At 62.1% G+C, this 16515-nt stretch carries 13 protein-coding genes; 10 read left to right on the top strand and 3 right to left on the bottom strand.

Going from position 1 to position 16515, the window contains the following annotated elements:
• Positions 1–23: 23 nt before the first annotated feature.
• Positions 24–1193: a zinc-binding metallopeptidase family protein gene (locus P3T40_RS01570; protein WP_429265917.1), complete on the bottom strand. Its 1170-nt coding sequence runs from the start codon at positions 1191–1193 to the stop codon at positions 24–26.
• 341 nt (positions 1194–1534) lie between these two features.
• On the opposite strand from P3T40_RS01570, the gene P3T40_RS01565 reads away from it, so the two are divergent.
• The 6 genes from P3T40_RS01565 to P3T40_RS01540 all read left to right on the top strand — a co-directional run bounded on the left by P3T40_RS01565 (position 1535) and on the right by P3T40_RS01540 (position 13416).
• Positions 1535–5038 carry a DUF2126 domain-containing protein gene (locus P3T40_RS01565; protein WP_429265916.1) on the top strand — a complete coding sequence of 1168 codons (3504 nt, stop codon included), beginning with the start codon at positions 1535–1537 and terminating at the stop codon, positions 5036–5038.
• A 28-nt stretch (positions 5039–5066) separates the two neighbouring features.
• Positions 5067–7691 (top strand): circularly permuted type 2 ATP-grasp protein, encoded by a 2625-nt coding sequence (locus tag P3T40_RS01560; protein ID WP_429265915.1) that lies wholly within the window; start codon positions 5067–5069, stop codon positions 7689–7691.
• A complete protein-coding gene (locus tag P3T40_RS01555) occupies positions 7688–8578 on the top strand; it encodes a transglutaminase family protein (RefSeq protein ID WP_429265914.1) in 891 nt (296 codons plus the stop codon). Before P3T40_RS01560 ends, P3T40_RS01555 begins: the two co-directional genes overlap by 4 nt.
• Before the next feature lie 563 nt (positions 8579–9141).
• On the top strand, positions 9142–9456 hold the full coding sequence (locus P3T40_RS01550) for a hypothetical protein (RefSeq protein WP_429265913.1): 315 nt from the start codon (positions 9142–9144) through the stop codon (positions 9454–9456).
• Between the two features lie 250 nt (positions 9457–9706).
• Entirely contained in the window at positions 9707–13054 is a 3348-nt protein-coding gene (locus P3T40_RS01545; protein WP_429265912.1) for an RHS repeat-associated core domain-containing protein, read from the top strand.
• Positions 13048–13416 carry a DUF6984 family protein gene (locus P3T40_RS01540; RefSeq protein ID WP_429265911.1) on the top strand — a complete coding sequence of 123 codons (369 nt, stop codon included), beginning with the start codon at positions 13048–13050 and terminating at the stop codon, positions 13414–13416. The genes P3T40_RS01545 and P3T40_RS01540 overlap by 7 nt, the downstream gene beginning before the upstream one ends.
• Before the next feature lie 48 nt (positions 13417–13464).
• On the opposite strand, the gene P3T40_RS01535 is transcribed toward P3T40_RS01540, so the two are convergent.
• Positions 13465–13566 (bottom strand): SymE family type I addiction module toxin, encoded by a 102-nt coding sequence (locus P3T40_RS01535; protein ID WP_429266119.1) that lies wholly within the window; start codon positions 13564–13566, stop codon positions 13465–13467.
• 67 nt (positions 13567–13633) lie between these two features.
• On the opposite strand from P3T40_RS01535, the gene P3T40_RS01530 reads away from it, so the two are divergent.
• Positions 13634–14374, top strand: coding sequence for an RHS repeat-associated core domain-containing protein (locus P3T40_RS01530; RefSeq protein ID WP_429265910.1), 741 nt, complete (start codon positions 13634–13636; stop codon positions 14372–14374).
• A 16-nt stretch (positions 14375–14390) separates the two neighbouring features.
• Positions 14391–14627 carry a hypothetical protein gene (locus P3T40_RS01525; protein WP_429265909.1) on the top strand — a complete coding sequence of 79 codons (237 nt, stop codon included), beginning with the start codon at positions 14391–14393 and terminating at the stop codon, positions 14625–14627.
• Positions 14628–14690: 63 nt separating this feature from the next.
• Here P3T40_RS01525 and P3T40_RS01520 read toward each other — a convergent pair whose 3' ends face one another.
• Complete coding sequence (locus P3T40_RS01520; protein WP_429265908.1) at positions 14691–14828, bottom strand: SymE family type I addiction module toxin; 138 nt, start codon at positions 14826–14828, stop codon at positions 14691–14693.
• Positions 14829–14951: 123 nt separating this feature from the next.
• On the opposite strand from P3T40_RS01520, the gene P3T40_RS01515 reads away from it, so the two are divergent.
• Both P3T40_RS01515 and P3T40_RS01510 read left to right on the top strand, forming a co-directional pair.
• The gene (locus tag P3T40_RS01515) at positions 14952–15701 is read left to right on the top strand and encodes an IclR family transcriptional regulator (RefSeq protein WP_429265907.1); all 750 of its coding nucleotides are present in this window, start codon (positions 14952–14954) and stop codon (positions 15699–15701) included.
• A gap of 58 nt (positions 15702–15759) precedes the next feature.
• Complete coding sequence (locus P3T40_RS01510; protein WP_429265906.1) at positions 15760–16515, top strand: transporter substrate-binding domain-containing protein; 756 nt, start codon at positions 15760–15762, stop codon at positions 16513–16515.

The raw sequence follows: 16515 nt of genomic DNA, 5'->3' as shown, positions 1-16515 counted from the left end.
TGTTTACCAGTTGTAACAAAAAATTACGACGGCGTAACGGGTTCAGGGCCGGGCGGTGCGGGTGGTGATTGCGGCGATGGCTGCGGCGGCTGTGACGGCGGCGCTTCTGCCGCGGGCAACGACTTCGGACCGGCGGCAGGCGGCGGCCCGGCAATCACCCGGTGCACCAGCCGCAGCTTCTCGACGACAGGCGGCGCGAGCGTGAACGGATAGCCGTCCGGCATGCCCAGACTGCGGTTCAGGCTGTTGAGCGCGTACGTCAGCGGAAACCAACGCTTCATCAGGTTATCGAAGCTGGCGTCTTCGACCGGAGTCTGGTCGGTCAACGTTGGGTCCGTTGGATCGCTGGGCAAGAGGGCCACGCCGTACGAGGTAGAGGTGTCCAGCACGTCGACGATCAGCAGATAGTGCGCCCAGGTCTCCGCCCAGTCCTCCCATGGATGCATCGTCGCGTAGGCACTGATATACGACGCTTGCCAGTCGCCCGGCGCGCCGTCGCGATAGTAGGCGTCCAGCGCCTCGGCGTAATTGACGCTCTCGTCGCCGAACAGCTTGCGAAACGGCTCGAGCCACGGCGTGCCGGCGACCAGACGGTCGAAATAGTAGTGACCGGTTTCATGCCGAAAATGCCCGAGCAGGGTGCGGTAGGGCTCGTGCATGGCGGTGCGGGTGCTTTCCCGGTAGGCGTCGTCGGCTTCCGCGATGTTCAGCGTGATCAGGCCGTTGTCGTGGCCGGTCAGAACCTGCCCGCCCTTGCCGGTATCCTCGAGGAACTCGAACTCGAGCCCCTCCTGCGGATTGGCGTGGCGCGACTCGACCTTCACGCCCAGCGTCGCGAGCGTATAGAGCAGGCGCCGCTTGGCAACCTCCAGGCGGTACCAGTAGAGCCGATTATCGGGCGGGGTGAGGTTCGGGATGACGCGCGTCAACTGGCAGGAGCGGCACAACGTGTCCGGCTGGTCGGCTGGAATCATCCAGTTGCAGACATGTTCGAGCGCGTAGTTGTTGCATTGGCGGTACAGCGCGCCGGCCGCCTGCGGATGCAGACTGCGCCAGAGGCCGTCACCGGCTTCCTCGAAGGCGCTGAGCTCGCCCAGTTCCGGCACGAAGCCTAGCAACGCCTCACAGCGCTCGCAGACGACGTTTTCGTAAAACACGAGGTGCTCGCAGCGGTTGCAGTGGAAAGTTTTCATGGAGGACCTGATTGGGTAGGCTGACGGGCGCAAACCACAGCGCAATCTTCATGCCGCATTTGCCAGAGGTCACTGGTTTAACGCACATTACGTGCATGATGGGGCATTGGGACTGCGCCGCTTTGGTGCGTGTGGGCGGGAAAGCCTTTTATGAGGCTGGCCGGCGGGCAAGCTCAAAGCAGCGTTGACAGGTTCTTGCAGGCTTGGGGAGGCTGCAAAGTCCACGCAGGTGCATACGGGGTTTTGTTTTACGGCCGCGAGGCCAGACTCGGCAGGTTTTTCTACCAACGGCATGAAGCTTGCTTTTTGGCGGGCTGCCATCCTTCGCCCAGGAGTCCGGTGTGTCTATACGTGTCGCGTTGAACCATGTCACACATTATCGTTATGACCGCCTGGTCGCGCTGTCGCCGCAGGTTGTGCGGCTGCGGCCCGCGCCCCATTGCCGTACCCCGATCGTGTCGTATTCGATGCGCGTCGAGCCGGCTGAGCATTTCATCAACTGGCAGCAGGATGCTTTCGCCAACTACCAGGCGCGGCTGGTGTTTCCCGAGAAGACCCGCGAGTTCAAGATCACCGTAGACCTCGTGGCCGAAATGGCCGTCTATAACCCGTTCGACTTCTTCCTTGAGCCGTCCGCCGAGAAATTTCCGTTCGAGTACGCGCCCGGCCTTGCTGCCGAACTCGCGCCCTATCTGGTCAAGCGCGAGCCGACCCCGCGCTTCAAGGAGTTTGTGGCGAGCATCGACCGCTCGCCCAAGGTGACTGCGGATTTTCTGGTCGAACTGAACCAGCGCCTGCAGCGTGAAATCCGCTATCTGATCCGCATGGAGCCCGGCGTGCAGACGCCGGAGGAAACGCTTGTCAGCGCCGCGGGTTCATGCCGCGATTCCGGCTGGCTGCTGGTCGAGACCTTGCGGCAGTTGGGGCTCGCCGCGCGCTTTGTATCGGGTTATCTGCTGCAACTGGCGCCGGATACCAAATCGCTCGACGGTCCGAGCGGCACCGAAGTCGACTTCACCGACCTGCATGCCTGGTGCGAGGTCTATTTGCCGGGCGCCGGCTGGATTGGCCTCGATCCGACCTCGGGTCTGCTGGCGGGCGAAGGGCATATTCCCGTGGCCTGCACGCCGGAGCCGGGCAGCGCCGCGCCGATTTCGGGCGCCGTGGACGAGTCCGAGGTCGAGTTCGAACACACGATGTCAATCGAGCGGGTGCTGGAAACGCCGCGGGTCACCAAGCCTTATACCGAGGAAGTCTGGTCCGACGTGTTGAAGATGGGCGCTCACGTCGACGAGGAACTGGAGGCAATGGATGTGCGCCTGACGATGGGCGGCGAGCCGACCTTCGTCGCGGTGCGCGACCGCGACGCCGCCGAGTGGAACACCGACGCCCTCGGGCCGACTAAACGCAGCTATGCAGTCGGGCTGATGGACAAGCTGCGTTCCCGCTACGGCGCGAACGGCTTCCTGCATATCGGTCAGGGCAAGTGGTATCCGGGCGAGCAACTGCCGCGCTGGGCGCTGTCGCTCTACTGGCGTGCGGACGGCGAGCCGTGCTGGAACGATCCCACGCTGTTCGCCGACGAGCGCGAGCCGGGCAGCTATACCGCGGAAGACGCCCGAACCTTTCTGACCCACCTGACGGGCAAGCTCGCGCTCGACACGCAGTTCATCAAGGCCGGCTACGAGGACACCTGGTATTACCTGTGGCGCGAGCGGCGCCTGCCGGTCAACGTCGATCCGTTCGACTCGCGTCTCGAGGACGAGATGGAGCGCGTGCGCTTGCGGCGCGTCTACGATAGCGGCCTCGCCTCGGTGACGGGCTACGTGCTGCCGCTCTCGCGCGAACGCGACATGCCGCTGCAAGGACCGCGCTGGGTGACCGGGCCGTGGTATTTCCGCGGCGATCGCATGTATCTGATCCCGGGCGATTCGCCGATGGGCTACCGTCTGCCGCTCGACGCGCTGCCGTGGGTTTCGGAGACGGACTATCCGTATCAGCACGCGCACGATCCGTTCGCGCCGCCGGCGCCGCTGCGCACGGCGGCGCAATTGCGCATGCAGTATGAAGGGCAGATTGGGGAGGAGGGAGTCCGCGCTGACGGCGAGGCGCTTGGGGCGGATGGTTACGGTGCAGGCACGTCAGGCGGTGAAGCGGGTGCAGATAGTACGGCCGCCCTCCGCGCTGGCAGCGGCGGCCCAGGCGAAGGCTCGACGCCATCCACCCTGCGCATACCAGAGCGCGGCGAATCCGCCAGCTGGATCACCCGCACCGCGCTGTGCGTCGAAGCCCGTGACCCCGCCCGCGCCGCCGGTCCGAAGGTCGAAACCGAGACCTTCGGCAGCGGCCGCAAGATGCTGCATGTGTTCATGCCGCCGCTCACCGAGCTCGACGACTACCTGGACCTGCTCGCCGCAGTCGAAGCGACCGCTGCCGAACTGGGCATGAAGGTCGTCATTGAAGGCTACCCGCCGCCGCGCGATCAGCGTCTGAAGATGCTGCAGGTGACGCCGGACCCGGGCGTGATCGAAGTGAACATCCATCCGGCGTCGAGCTGGGATCAACTGGTCGACCACACCGAGTATCTGTACCAGTCGGCGCACGAGACGTATCTGAGCACCGAGAAGTTCATGACCGACGGCCGGCACACCGGCACGGGCGGGGGCAATCACTTCGTGCTCGGCGGCGCGACGCCCGCAGACAGCCCGTTCCTGCGCCGCCCGGACCTGCTCGCGAGCCTGGTGGCTTACTGGCTCAACCATCCGTCGCTGTCGTATTTATTCTCGGGTCTGTTTATCGGGCCGACCAGCCAGGCACCGCGCGTCGATGAGGCGCGCAACGATCAGATCTACGAGCTGGAGATCGCCTTCCGCGAACTGCAGCGCCAGATCGACCTGCTCGGCGGCCGCCACGGCGGGCAACTGCCGGCATGGATGATCGACCGCTCGCTGCGCAATATCCTGATCGACGTCACCGGCAATACGCACCGCGCCGAATTCTGCATCGACAAGCTCTATTCGCCCGATGGCCCGACCGGCCGGCTCGGTCTGCTGGAGCTGCGCGGCTTCGAAATGCCGCCGCATGCGCGCATGAGTCTCGTGCAGCAGTTGCTGTTGCGCGCGCTGGTGGCGCGCTTCTGGAAGACGCCGTACACCACGCGCCTGACGCGCTGGGGCACGGAACTGCACGACCGCTTCCTGCTCGGCACGTTTGTGGAGATGGATTTCGACGACGTGCTCGCGGATCTGGCCGAGGCGGGTTATGCCTTCGACCGCTCATGGTTCGCGCCGCATTTCGAGTTCCGCTTCCCGCTGGTGGGCGAAACGACGACCGGCGGCGTGACGCTCACCATCCGCAGCGCGCTCGAACCGTGGCACGTGATGGGCGAGGAGGGGGCGCCCGGCGGCACGGTGCGTTATGTGGATTCGTCGGTGGAGCGGCTCGAAGTGCGCGCGCTGGGTCTGAACGAGAACCGCCATGTGGTGACCGTCAACGGCGTGCCGCTGCCGCTGCAATCCACAGGCCGCGTCAGCGAGTATGTGGCGGGCGTGCGCTATCGGGCGTGGTCGCAGCCTTCGGCTTTGCATCCGACGATTGGCGTCGACGCACCGCTCACTTTTGACCTTGTCGACACCTGGACTGGCCGTTCCATCGGCGGATGCCAGTATCATGTGGCTCATCCGGGTGGGCGCAATTACCAGACCTTCCCGGTCAACGCGTACGAGGCCGAGAGCCGGCGGCGCGCGCGCTTCTTTACGATGGGTCATACGCCTGGACCGCTCGTGGCAGAGGCGCCGCAACGCAGTCTGGAATTCCCGTTCACGTTGGACTTACGCTACTGGTGACCTGAAAAACAATTAACCCGATACGACCTTGGCCTTTCAATCGACTTTTCCCTTTGAGGCAACCGCGGCTCACGCGGATGCGCTGTCGCTCCTGCGGGTGCTGCCGGTCCGCGATGGGCACTGGGACGAGTTGCTCGATTCGTCCGGGGCGTTGCGCGAACCATGGCGGCAGTTTTTCGATTTACTCGGCGAAGACGGCATTGCCGGGCTCGAAAACAACACCGCCTCGGTCGCGCAGCAGATCCGCGATAACGACATCAGCTACAACGTCTACGCGGACAAGGGCGAGCCGCGACCGTGGGCGCTCGATCTGCTGCCGTTCCTGATCGACGAGGCCGAGTGGGCCGAGATCGAGCAGGGCGTGATGCAGCGCGCGCAACTGTTAAACGCGGTAGTGGCCGACGTCTACGGCCCGCAGACCTTGCTGCAGCGCGGCCAGTTGCCGCCGGCGCTGGTGTTCGGCCATCCGGGTTATCTGCGTTCGGTGCGCGGCTTCACGCCGCCGGGCGGACAGTATCTGCAGGTCGTGGCGGTGGATCTGGCGCGCGCCTCGAACGGCAACTGGACGGTGATGTCGCATCGCACCGAGGCGCCTTCGGGCCTCGGCTACGCGCTGGAGAACCGGCTGATTGTTTCGAGCCAGTTCGCCGAGCCATTCCGTTCCCTGCACGTGAGCCGCCTCGCGCCGACCTATTCGCAACTGATCGCCACCATGGTGCAGTCGGCACGTGCCGTGATGCACGGCGACGCCGAGGACAGCTCGCCGCATATCGCGCTGCTCACGCCGGGGCCATTCGCCGAAACCTATTTCGAGCACGTATTTCTGGCGCGTTATTTGGGCGTGACGCTCGTCGAGGGTAAAGACCTCACGGTGCGCGACGACATGCTGTATCTGAAGACGCTGGCGGGCCTCGAGCGTGTGCATGTGGTGGTGCGGCGCCTCGACGACGCGTTTTGCGATCCGGTCGAACTGCGCGCGGATTCGACCATCGGCGTGCCGGGCTTGTTGCAGGTGATGCGGGCGGGCAACGTGATCGTCTCGAACGTGCCGGGTTCGGGCTTTGTCGAATCCCCCGCGTTGCACGGCTTTTTGCCGGGCATTGCCGAGGCGCTGCTGGGCGAAGACCTGTTGCTGCCGGGCGTGCCCACCTGGTGGTGCGGCGAGGAGGCCGCGCGTGAGCACGCCTTTGCGCATCTGCACGAAGCCTTCCTCGTGCCGACCTGGCCGGCTGCGCAACGCGACAGTCCGCCGGGGCTGGAGCAAGGCGTGCAGCAACTCGATGCCTGGCGCGACCGGATCGAAGCGCTGCCCGATAACTTCACGATTCAACGGCCGCTGCCGTATTCGTGCGCGCCGCGTTACGAGGACGGCACGCTTGGCCGCCGTCCGTCGGTGCTGCGCGTGTATGCCATCGCGGATTTCAACGGCGGCTGGCATGTGATGCCGGGCGGTTTCACGCGTCTCGCCGCGGAACGGCAGGCTACCGTGTCGATGCAGTTCGGCGGCAGCAGCGTCGATACCTGGGTGCTGTCGAGCCAGCCGATCTCCACCTTCACGCTGTTGCCCTCGCCGATGCAGCCCGCCGATCTCGCGCGCAAGCATCGCACGGTCTCGAGCCGCGCCGCGGAGAATCTGTTCTGGGCCGGGCGGTACAGCGAACGCGCCGAGAACAACGTGCGGTTGTTGCGCCTGATCCTCGGCTCGCTGGAGAGCAATGATGCGGACGCCATGTTTGAGACGCTGGTCGAACTGGCGCTGTACTGCGGGCTCGTGCAATTCGGCGACGTGCGCACCGACGATTCGCTGCAGGCCTTCGAGCGCACGCTGGTGGCGAACCTGCATGAAACCACGGGCCCGGCCAGTATTGGACAGGTGCTGAACGCGCAGGTCCGGGCGAGCGGCGAGATTCGCGGCCGCCTCTCGAACGACCACTGGCGCACGATTCTCGCCGCCCGTAACGACTTTCGCGATGCCTTGCAGAAGCTGATGCCGGCCGCCAATGCGAGCTCTACGAACGGCAATGGCGCATCCGTGGCAGCGGGCGGCCGTCATGACCGCTACGACCGCGTCACCTTGATGGAAGCGCTCGAACATCTGGCCACGAAGCTTTCGGCGATCAGCGGCGCGCAAGGTGACCGCATGACTCGTGACGAAGCGTGGCGCCTGCTGTTCGCCGGCCGGCATATCGAACGGGTCGCCTCGATGACGTCGATCCTGCGCGTCGTGGCCGACAAGGGGCAGCTCGCAACGCCCGCTGGCTTCGACCTGCTGCTGCAGCTGTTCGACAGCACGTTGACCTACCGCTCGCTGTACCCGGGGCGTCTCGAAGTGCCGGCGCTGCTCGACCTGCTGGTGGTCGAGCCGACCAATCCGCGCGGCCTGTACGGTGTCTACGAACGCCTGTGCGGCAAGCTCGACGAGATTACGATTGCGGCGGGCGGCACACGGCACCGCGCGTTTGTCGATCTGATGCCGCCGCCCGACACGCTGCCGTCGCTCGAACGCCTGTGCGAAAGGGACGAGCACGGCGCCTACCCGGCGCTGATCCAGGTGTGCGACGACCTCGGCGCTTTCGCCGCCGCGGCGGCTAACGAAATCAGCGCGCGCTACTTCAGCCACGCCAACACGCTCGCTTCGCAGGTATCGTCATGAAGACTGCACAGACCATCCTGTCGGTCTCGCACCGCACCACTTACCGTTATTCGACTTTCGTCGAGACCGCGCAGCACCTGGCGACCATCCGCCCGCTGGTGTGCGCCTGGCAGCGCGTCATCTCGCATGAAGAGAAGATCGAGCCGGAACCGTCGTACATGCATAGCCGCATTGATGCGTTCGGCAACGACGTGCTGTATTTCACGCTCGATTCTCCGCACGAGCGTCTGCAGATGGTCAGCGAAACGACGGTGCAACTGACGCCGCGTTGGACTAGTCTCGATCCTGAGACCACGCCTGAGTGGGAGGAGGTGGCCGAGGCGCTGCGTTTTTGCGTGGGCGGCGAGTTTCGGCCTGAAGTGGAGTTTTGTTTCGCTTCGCCGAATATCACGCTGCGGCCGGCGTTGCGAGCCTATGCGCTGCCGAGTTTCACGCCGGGCACGTCGATCGCGGCCGGGGCGATTGATCTGATGCATCGCATTTACCGCGACTTTGACTACAAACCTTCGGCAACGATGTTCGATACGCCGGCCGAGCGCGCGTTCGAGTTGAAGAGCGGGGTATGCCAGGACTTTGCGCAGGTGATGATTGGGTGCCTGCGCTCGCTTGGATTGCCGGCGCGGTATGTGAGCGGCTATCTGCGCAACGATCCGCCGCCGGGGCAGCCGCGGTTGATTGGGGCGGATGCGTCGCACGCGTGGGTTTCGGTGTATTGCCCGGGGAGTGGCTGGATCGATCTCGATCCGACTAATGATGTGCTCGCCGATATGGATCACGTCACGCTCGCGATTGGGCGTGATTACAGCGATGTTTCCTTGTTGCGCGGGATGATTCTGGGCGGCGGTGCGCATCGCGTGGAAGTGGGGGTGAGTGTGCTGCCGCTTTGAGCCTCCCGTTTCAGGAGATGTACGCTGCGAACAATCCGGAGCAGCGCACGATGCGTCGTCTTGGCAGACGGTTCATCGGCCGATTGTGATCTTGCTCGACACTTCGCGTGCTCCTCCCATCAGCGATCAGTCTGTGTTGGGCCGCAAACTCATCGATCCTCGTGCACTCGTATTCCCGTTTCTCGTTTGTGGCACAGAGTTTCGGAGGACTTGGAGTGAGGAATCCTTTTTAATTTTTCCTTTAAGTTTTTGACTTAATCTTGCATTATTTTGTTAAATGAAATGGTGGAAATTATTGGAGTTAATATTGAAACATCGGGTTTTATTTTTTAAATATTCGTTTTTCCGTTGCTTCGATCTCAATGTGTGTAATATTCTTGCGCAATAGGTGATGTTGCTTTGGCGGCCAATGGGTGAGAAATTCCCATTCTGTCTCGCGCGTTTGGCGTTACTGCGTTTGTTGGCGGATCTGTAAATTATTTCATTCATTGTTTGCGTAAACTAATCGAGGCTCGATTTAATTTGGATTTTGTAAAAATCGGGATTTTTCGAGGGAAATATTGATGATTACGTTTAAGCTGATCTGCTCTGTCGTAACAGCGTTGCTCAGCTGCACACAAACCGCGTTTCGGCGTTGTGTCGGCCCTCTGATGGTCTGCGCACTGTTTTCACCGGTCGTCGCTCATGCCGACGATATCACCTACGGTTATGACGCCCTCGGCAGACTCACTTCCGTAACGGTAGCCGGCGACACGGCCTATTACGACTACGACGCGGCCGGCAATATCACTGCGATTCGGCGTCAGACTGCAGAAAGCGCTTCCCACCGTACCGGTAAGTCTCCGGCAAAAGCGATTGATCAGCCAGCTGCACACTGATTACGCGGATTTCCCCTTCCGTTGATTCTTCACGATTAATCAGTCATGGACGCAATTCGAATTACACGCGTGTGTTCTTGGCGTCAGCGATCGTTGATGCGCTCATCCCTGCTGTTGCTATTGGTTCTGCTGTCGTGGTTTGTTGTGCCGCGCGCGCGCCGATGTCGACTGTTCGTCGCTGTATGCGGCGGTAGGGGCGTATCCTACCGCTCCGCTATGTAAAGCGCAGGCGGCGACTGCCCACTTCACCATGGGAAGCCACTCGTGTGCGGACCCAGATGCCATTGCGGCGTACTGCAACGGTCCGTCCGCTGGCGCCACAGTCGAACCAATTTCGCCCGACGAGGGGGTGGTGATCGATGGCGACGAGTTAGACGGCCAACCCGGCGGGACAGGTGGTTGCAGCGGTGGCGATGCGACGGCTGGCTGCGGCGGCAGCACCTCAGGTGGCGATCCGGTCAGGCTCTACACGGGCCAGTTCCATCTGGTTGCGCACGACCTGCATCTCGCCGACACAACGATCGCGCTGGATCTCGCGCGGGTCTATCGGAGCAGCGCCTACGATACGTCGGGCAGGCCGATGGCCGGCGCCTTCGGCATCGGGACGACGTTCAACTACGACAGCTACCTGACGTTGAGCGCCGCGGATAGCAGTGGTGTGCGGCAGTCGGTCCAGCTATACCTGCCAAGCGGTATCAGGGTCACGTTCACCCTGCGCGCGGGCACTAGTTCGACGTGGGACAACCTCACCGACGCGCGCGACTACTACAAGGCCAGTATCAGCGATGCGGACCGCACCGGCACGACCAAGGTCCTCACCTTTAGTGACGGTCGCGTGCAGCAGTTCACGATGATTGGCGGCATTTACCGGTTGAGCCGCCTGCAGGACCGCAACGGCAACGTCGTGGTGATTGCGCGCAACAGCACGACAGGCGCGGTCACCAGCATCACCAGCCCCGGCGGCCGGGTGTTGGCGTTCACCTCCATCACCGGGAGCCTCGGCACGCCGCTAGTGAGCCGGGTCACAGATCCGCTGAACCGGCAGGTCGGGTATCAATACGACAGTCAGGACCGGCTGATTCAGGTAACGGACGCGGGCGGTGGTGCCTGGAAATACGGCTGGGACAGCAAAAGCCGTTTGGTCAACGTCACCGATCCGGAAGGCAATCAGCAGGTCGTCAACACCTACGACGACAATGACCGGGTGACACATCAGACGCTGGCTGACGGTAGCACGTTCGATTTTGCCTACACGTTGACAAATGGCCAGGTCACGCTGACTGACATTACTGACCGGCGTGCGAGCATCCGCCGTGTGGAGTTCGATGCGAGTGGTCACGTGGTGCGCAACACCTATCCTTACGGGCAGAGGGATGTTGCTGGCCGGGCGATGGATGAAGTGCAGACCTTCACGTATGACGCCACGGGACGGGTGACGAACCTCACATCGACGGACCGCCAGTACACGTTCGGCTATGACGCGCAAGGCAATCGCATTACCGAAGCCGACCAGTACGGCCCGTTGCTGACACGTACTTTCGACAGCTTCAACCAGATCCTCACCGAAGCGCAGGCGGGCGATCCGCAGCGGGGCGTCAGCACGGTCTACACCTACGATGCGCGTGGCAACCTGCTGACCGTTACCGACCGGATGGGCAACCGTACCACCGTGACGAATGACACGCAGGGCCGGCCGCTCACCGTAACCGATGCGCTCAAGGGGGTAACCCGCTTCACATACAACGGGCCCGATCTGAGCGCCGTTATGGATCCGCTGAAGCGGACCACGCAGATCACGACCGATGCCGCCGGTCGTGTAACGGCCGTGCAGGACCCACTGGGCGATAAGACGAGCCGCACGGTGGACGCGCTTGACCGAACGACGGACGTCACAGACGCGCTGGGCGGGGTGACGCGTTTCACGTGGGACCGCAACGGGCATCTGCTGAGTAAAGCCGATGCGCGCGGCGACACGACTCGCTACGCTTATGACGCCATTGGCCTGCCGGTCAGCGAAACCGATCCGCTGGGCCGTAGCGAAGCGTATACGTGGAACAGCGCGGGCCAGTTGGAAACGGTAACCGATCGCAAGGGACAGGTGACGACGTATGCGTATGATGCAGCGGGGCGACTATCGGAGACCGATTTCCTGCCGGGTGCCGACGCACCGCCACGCCGGAGCTGGCGGTATGGCTGGAACTACGGACTCGACAAACTCGACAATATCCGGGACCTGATTCCGGGCGGCGACGCCCGGGTCCAGACCGAAGTCGATACGCTGTTCAACTACGACAGCATCACCGGCAAGCTGACCCGCACATTCGACTGGCCGTCGGTGCAGGGACTCTGGACGTACCGCTACGACAACGAAACGCGGGACCTGGCGGGGTTCGACATGGATCGGGCGTCGGTGAGGTACAGCCGCGACGCGGAACACCGCGTGACGCAGATCCAGTATCAGGTGAACGACGATGCGGCACAGACGTTCGGCTACGCATACGACGCGCTGGGCCGGCGCAGCCAGGCGACGCTGGCCAACGGGATCACGGCGGACTACGCATGGGATGCGGCGAGCGAGCTGACGGGCATCACGTACCGGCGGTCCGATGGCAGCGTGCTGGGCGACCTGACATATGGCTACGACCAGGCGGGGCGACGCACGAAGGCGGGCGGAAGCCTCGCCAGGGTGAGTCTGCCGCAGGCGGTGGACGACGCGCAGTACAACGCGGCGAACCAGTTGACGCATTGGGCGGGCAGGGACCTGACGTATGACCTGAACGGTAACCTCGCCAACGACGGGGTGAACCAGTACGGCTGGAACGAACAGGGTCTGTTGAGCCAGATGAGTGGCGGCGTCACAGCACTGTTCAGCTACGACGCGCTGGGCCGGCGCCGGGACCGCACGGTGAATGGCCACCGGATGCAGACGGTGTGGATCGGGGAGGAACTGAACTTCTCGATTCCTGACGGGGACTGGTCGCAGCGTATCCGGGCGTTTTCACCGTACCCCGAGATTGGCGTGGACGAACTGACCTACCGGCGCATTGGCGATGATGCGAGCGGTGACCGGTATGTGCTGCGCGACGGCAACAACAATGTGATCGCGCTGACGGACGCGGGTCAGCGAATCCGGACGCAGTATAGCTATGAGCCTTACGGACAGACGAAGCTGAGCGGGGATGATGATGTGAACGTGCAGCAGTACACTGCGCGGGAGAATGATGGGACGGGGTTGTATTACTATCGGGAGCGGTATTACAACCCGAGCACCGGAAGGTTCATCAGTGAGGATCCGATCGGGTGGGCGAGTGGGCAGACGAACGCGTATGCCTACGTCAACGGCAATCCGGTTCAGTTCACGGACCCTACCGGTGAAGCTAGCATTACCTTCGGCCATGGCGCACGACATCTTGCCGATACGGGGCTTTCGGCACAGTGTGTTGAAGGTGCGATATCTGCGCAGGTACAGCCACTGCTACCGCAAACCAGCATCGGCGCTGGCTTTTGGGGAACGGTAGTTGTTGACGGTACGAGAATCCAGTATCGAGGGATGCCTATCAACGGCGGCGTACATATAGGAACATATTTCCCATGGTGACTCCTGGCTATCGAGAGCCTACAACGCACGAGCGAGAACTGATGGATTTACTCGTTGCTTCCGATTTCCCGGGGGTAGAGGAGATCCGGGAGCAGCTAGGGTCGTGCAATGTGCGCGAGATCGATGATGAAGGTAGCCTTGGCTTGCAGATAAAAAACGCTGTAACGGCGTCGGTTATTGCCAGGGTGCCGGTTGAACTATATGCGCCGGATACAGATGGTTTCGACGTGCATGTTCTGCTGCATGTGATCGACGGGATATGCCAGGAGATCGAAATTTATAAGGACACTCCAGGACCTATAAGGAAACTGCCAGAGAGATGGAATTACTTTGTGCCATCGTCTGGCGGGTCGAATCCTTGAAATTGCCTGATGCATCACAGAGGGGCCGCTTTGCGGCCCCTTCTGGTTTTAAAGCGGCGTAATGATGAGCCGCTGGTACTCGACGGTGATACGCACGCGTGATCCGGGTTCAAAGCCGGCGGTCTCGATCCATCGTCCGGAGAGCTTCATCCACGGGAAGGTGGGCGGCTCCTTGCGCATATGGAAGGGCAGGCGTGCCGGTTTCTGAGCGACGACGGTGAGTTGCGATCGCGACGCGGAACAGATCAATGGTGCCGTCACGGCGCTCGTTAGCTACGACGCGCTGGGCCGGCGCCGGGACCGCACGGTGAATGGCGACCGGATGCAGACGGTGTGGATCGGGGATGAACTGAACTTCTCGATTCCTGACGGGGACTGGTCGCAGCGTATCCGGGTGTTCTCGCCGTACCCCGAGATTGGCGTGGACGAACTGACCTACCGGCGCATTGGCGATGATGCGAGCGGTGACCGGTATGTGCTGCGCGACGGCAACAACAATGTGATCGCGCTGACGGATGCGGGTCAGCGAATCCGGACGCAGTATAGCTATGAGCCTTACGGACAGACGAAGCTGAGCGGGGATGATGATGTGAACGTGCAGCAGTACACTGCGCGGGAGAATGATGGGACGGGGTTGTATTACTATCGGGAGCGGTATTACGATCCGAACACCTCAAGGTTCATCAGCGAAGACCCCATAGGCTGGGCGAGTGGGCAGACGAATGCGTATGCTTATGTCAACGGTAATCCGGTTCAAAACATCGATCCGCTTGGTCTGGCATCGATTCCGACCGCTGACGATATTATTTCTGACCAGTGCCAAGCTAGTGTTCGGCGGGTTTTCCCGGGGCAATATCTGGGAATGACCTTGGCTGAAATCAGGGCGTTGGCGCAAAGCGGAGACCGTGGTGCCAAGACGGCTTGGAAGCTCTTGAACGACGGCCGGTTCAGAAAGTGAACTTGATGGAGGCGCTATGACCCACGCGCTGTACGACTTGTTGGAAGAGTTCGATAGCCGGCGGCTGTACTACAGTCTAAGTCGGCACCGTATAGACTCGGTGCTGGTTTCTCTGACGCTGCCTGGCAAGCGGATTGAGATCGATGTATTTAAAGACGGAAGATTGGAGATGTCTCAGTTCGCTGGCGATGAAAGCGTCATAGACGACACGGATGAGATATTCCGGATCGTCAACGATGCAACAATCGGCTAAGGTCCCGGCTATTGCCAGGAGTTTGTGGTATCACAGAAGGGCCGCTTTGCGGCCCTTCTGTATTTAAAGCGGCGTAATGATGAGTTTCTGGTGCTCGACGGTGATACGCACGCGCTGTCCGGGCTCGAAACCAGCGGTCTCGATCCATCGTCCGGAGAGCTTCATCCACGGAAAGGTAGGCGGCTCCTTGCACAGATGCACGAGCACATCCTCCACTTCACGGGAAAACCCTCCTCTCCCATTCCCACCGGGTGGGAAATCTATTTTTGAAATCTGAGAACGTTCTGGCATCCTCACTGCATTGTGATTCGTCGTGTCGTGGCCGTGAACGCGGAACAGAATGTCACCGGTGCAGAACGTGTGCTGCTCGTCCTCGCAGCGCTGGCCAGTCATGGCAAAGCGTTGTCCGTCCGCGACCTGCAGTCCATCACCGGACTCGCGCAAAGCACCCTCTACCGGCAGATCGCCCTGCTCAAGCGCTGGGGTTTCGTCGCGGAAAACGCCGGCCACTACGCACCGGGCCCGATTAGCCTGCAACTCGCGCTCGGTTTCGACGTCAATTCGCTGCTCGTCGAAGCGAGCCGCAGCGAAATGCAGGTGCTGGCGCGGGTGTCACAAGAAAGCATCGGTCTCGTCGTCGCAGTGAAGAATCAGGTGATGTGCCTCGAAATGGTCGAGAGCCAGCATTCGTTGCGCTGCTCCTTCGAGAAGGGGCGGGCCGTGCCCTTGAAAGCCGGCGCCTCCGCCAAATCGTTGCTCGCCTTCATGAACGACAAGGCCCGCACCGAGGTGCTCGACAGCACGTTCCAACATGACGCAACAGGACGTGCCTCACTCGAAGCCGAACTGATGCAGATCCGCGGCCAAGGTTACGCAGTCAGTGACAGCGAAGTCGATCCGGGGGTGTGGGGCGTGAGCGCGCCGATCTTCCGTCGCGGCGGACGCGCGGCGGGCTGCAGTGCATCGATCACGCTGATGGCGCCGTCTACCCGCGCCGCCGGCCACGAGAACCAGTTTATCGACGGGACGCTACGCACGGCCCGCGCCATTTCCGAGCATCTGCAATCCGAATGATTTGTCTGATCCCGATTTCGAATCGATCCTCGCCCTAATCCTTTTTTGGAGCTTCGCCATGAAACTGCAACGCCTGCTCTCTCTCACCTGCCTGACGCTCGCCGTCACGTTTGCCGGCTTCTCCGGCACCGCCTCGGCGCAAGGCGCCAACGTGCTGCAGGTCGCTACTGACGCGACCTTCCCGCCGATGGAATTCACCGAAAACGGCGCGCGTACCGGCTTCGACATCGACATCATGAATGCGCTCGCCAAGGCGATGGGCAAAACCGTGCAATGGACCGACATCGACTTCAAGGGGCTGATTCCCGGCCTGATCGCACACCGCTTCGACGTTGCGATCTCGGCAATCTACATCACGGACGAGCGCGCCAAGGTGGTCGACTTCACCGATCCGTACTACGCGGGCGGCCTCGTCGCACTGGTGAAAACCGATTCGCCCATCAAGGCGCTGACCGATCTGAACGGCAAGAAGGTCTCGGTGCAGGTGGGCACGAAATCGGTCAACTTCCTGCGTGACAATTACCCGCAAGTGCAGCGCGTCGAAGTCGAGAAGAATCAGGAAATGTTCGATCTGGTCGGCATCGGCCGGGCGGATGCGGCCGTCACCGGCAAGCCCGCAGCGTATCAACTGGCCAAAACGCGCGGCGGCTTTCGCGTGATCACGCAGCAGCTCACCACGGAGCAATACGGCATTGCCGTGCGCAAGGATGAGCCTGAATTGAAGGCCGCGTTGAACACCGCGCTCGCCAAGATCAAGGCCGACGGCACCTACACGGCGATCGTCCACAAGTGGTTCGGCGCTGACGCGCAATAA

Origin of the sequence: Paraburkholderia sp. EB58, from assembly GCF_050436665.1 — a bacterium.
Classification (GTDB): Bacteria; Pseudomonadota; Gammaproteobacteria; order Burkholderiales; family Burkholderiaceae; genus Paraburkholderia.
Note: the sequence above shows the minus strand (reverse complement) of the source record. Positions and strands in the feature narration are given on the sequence as shown.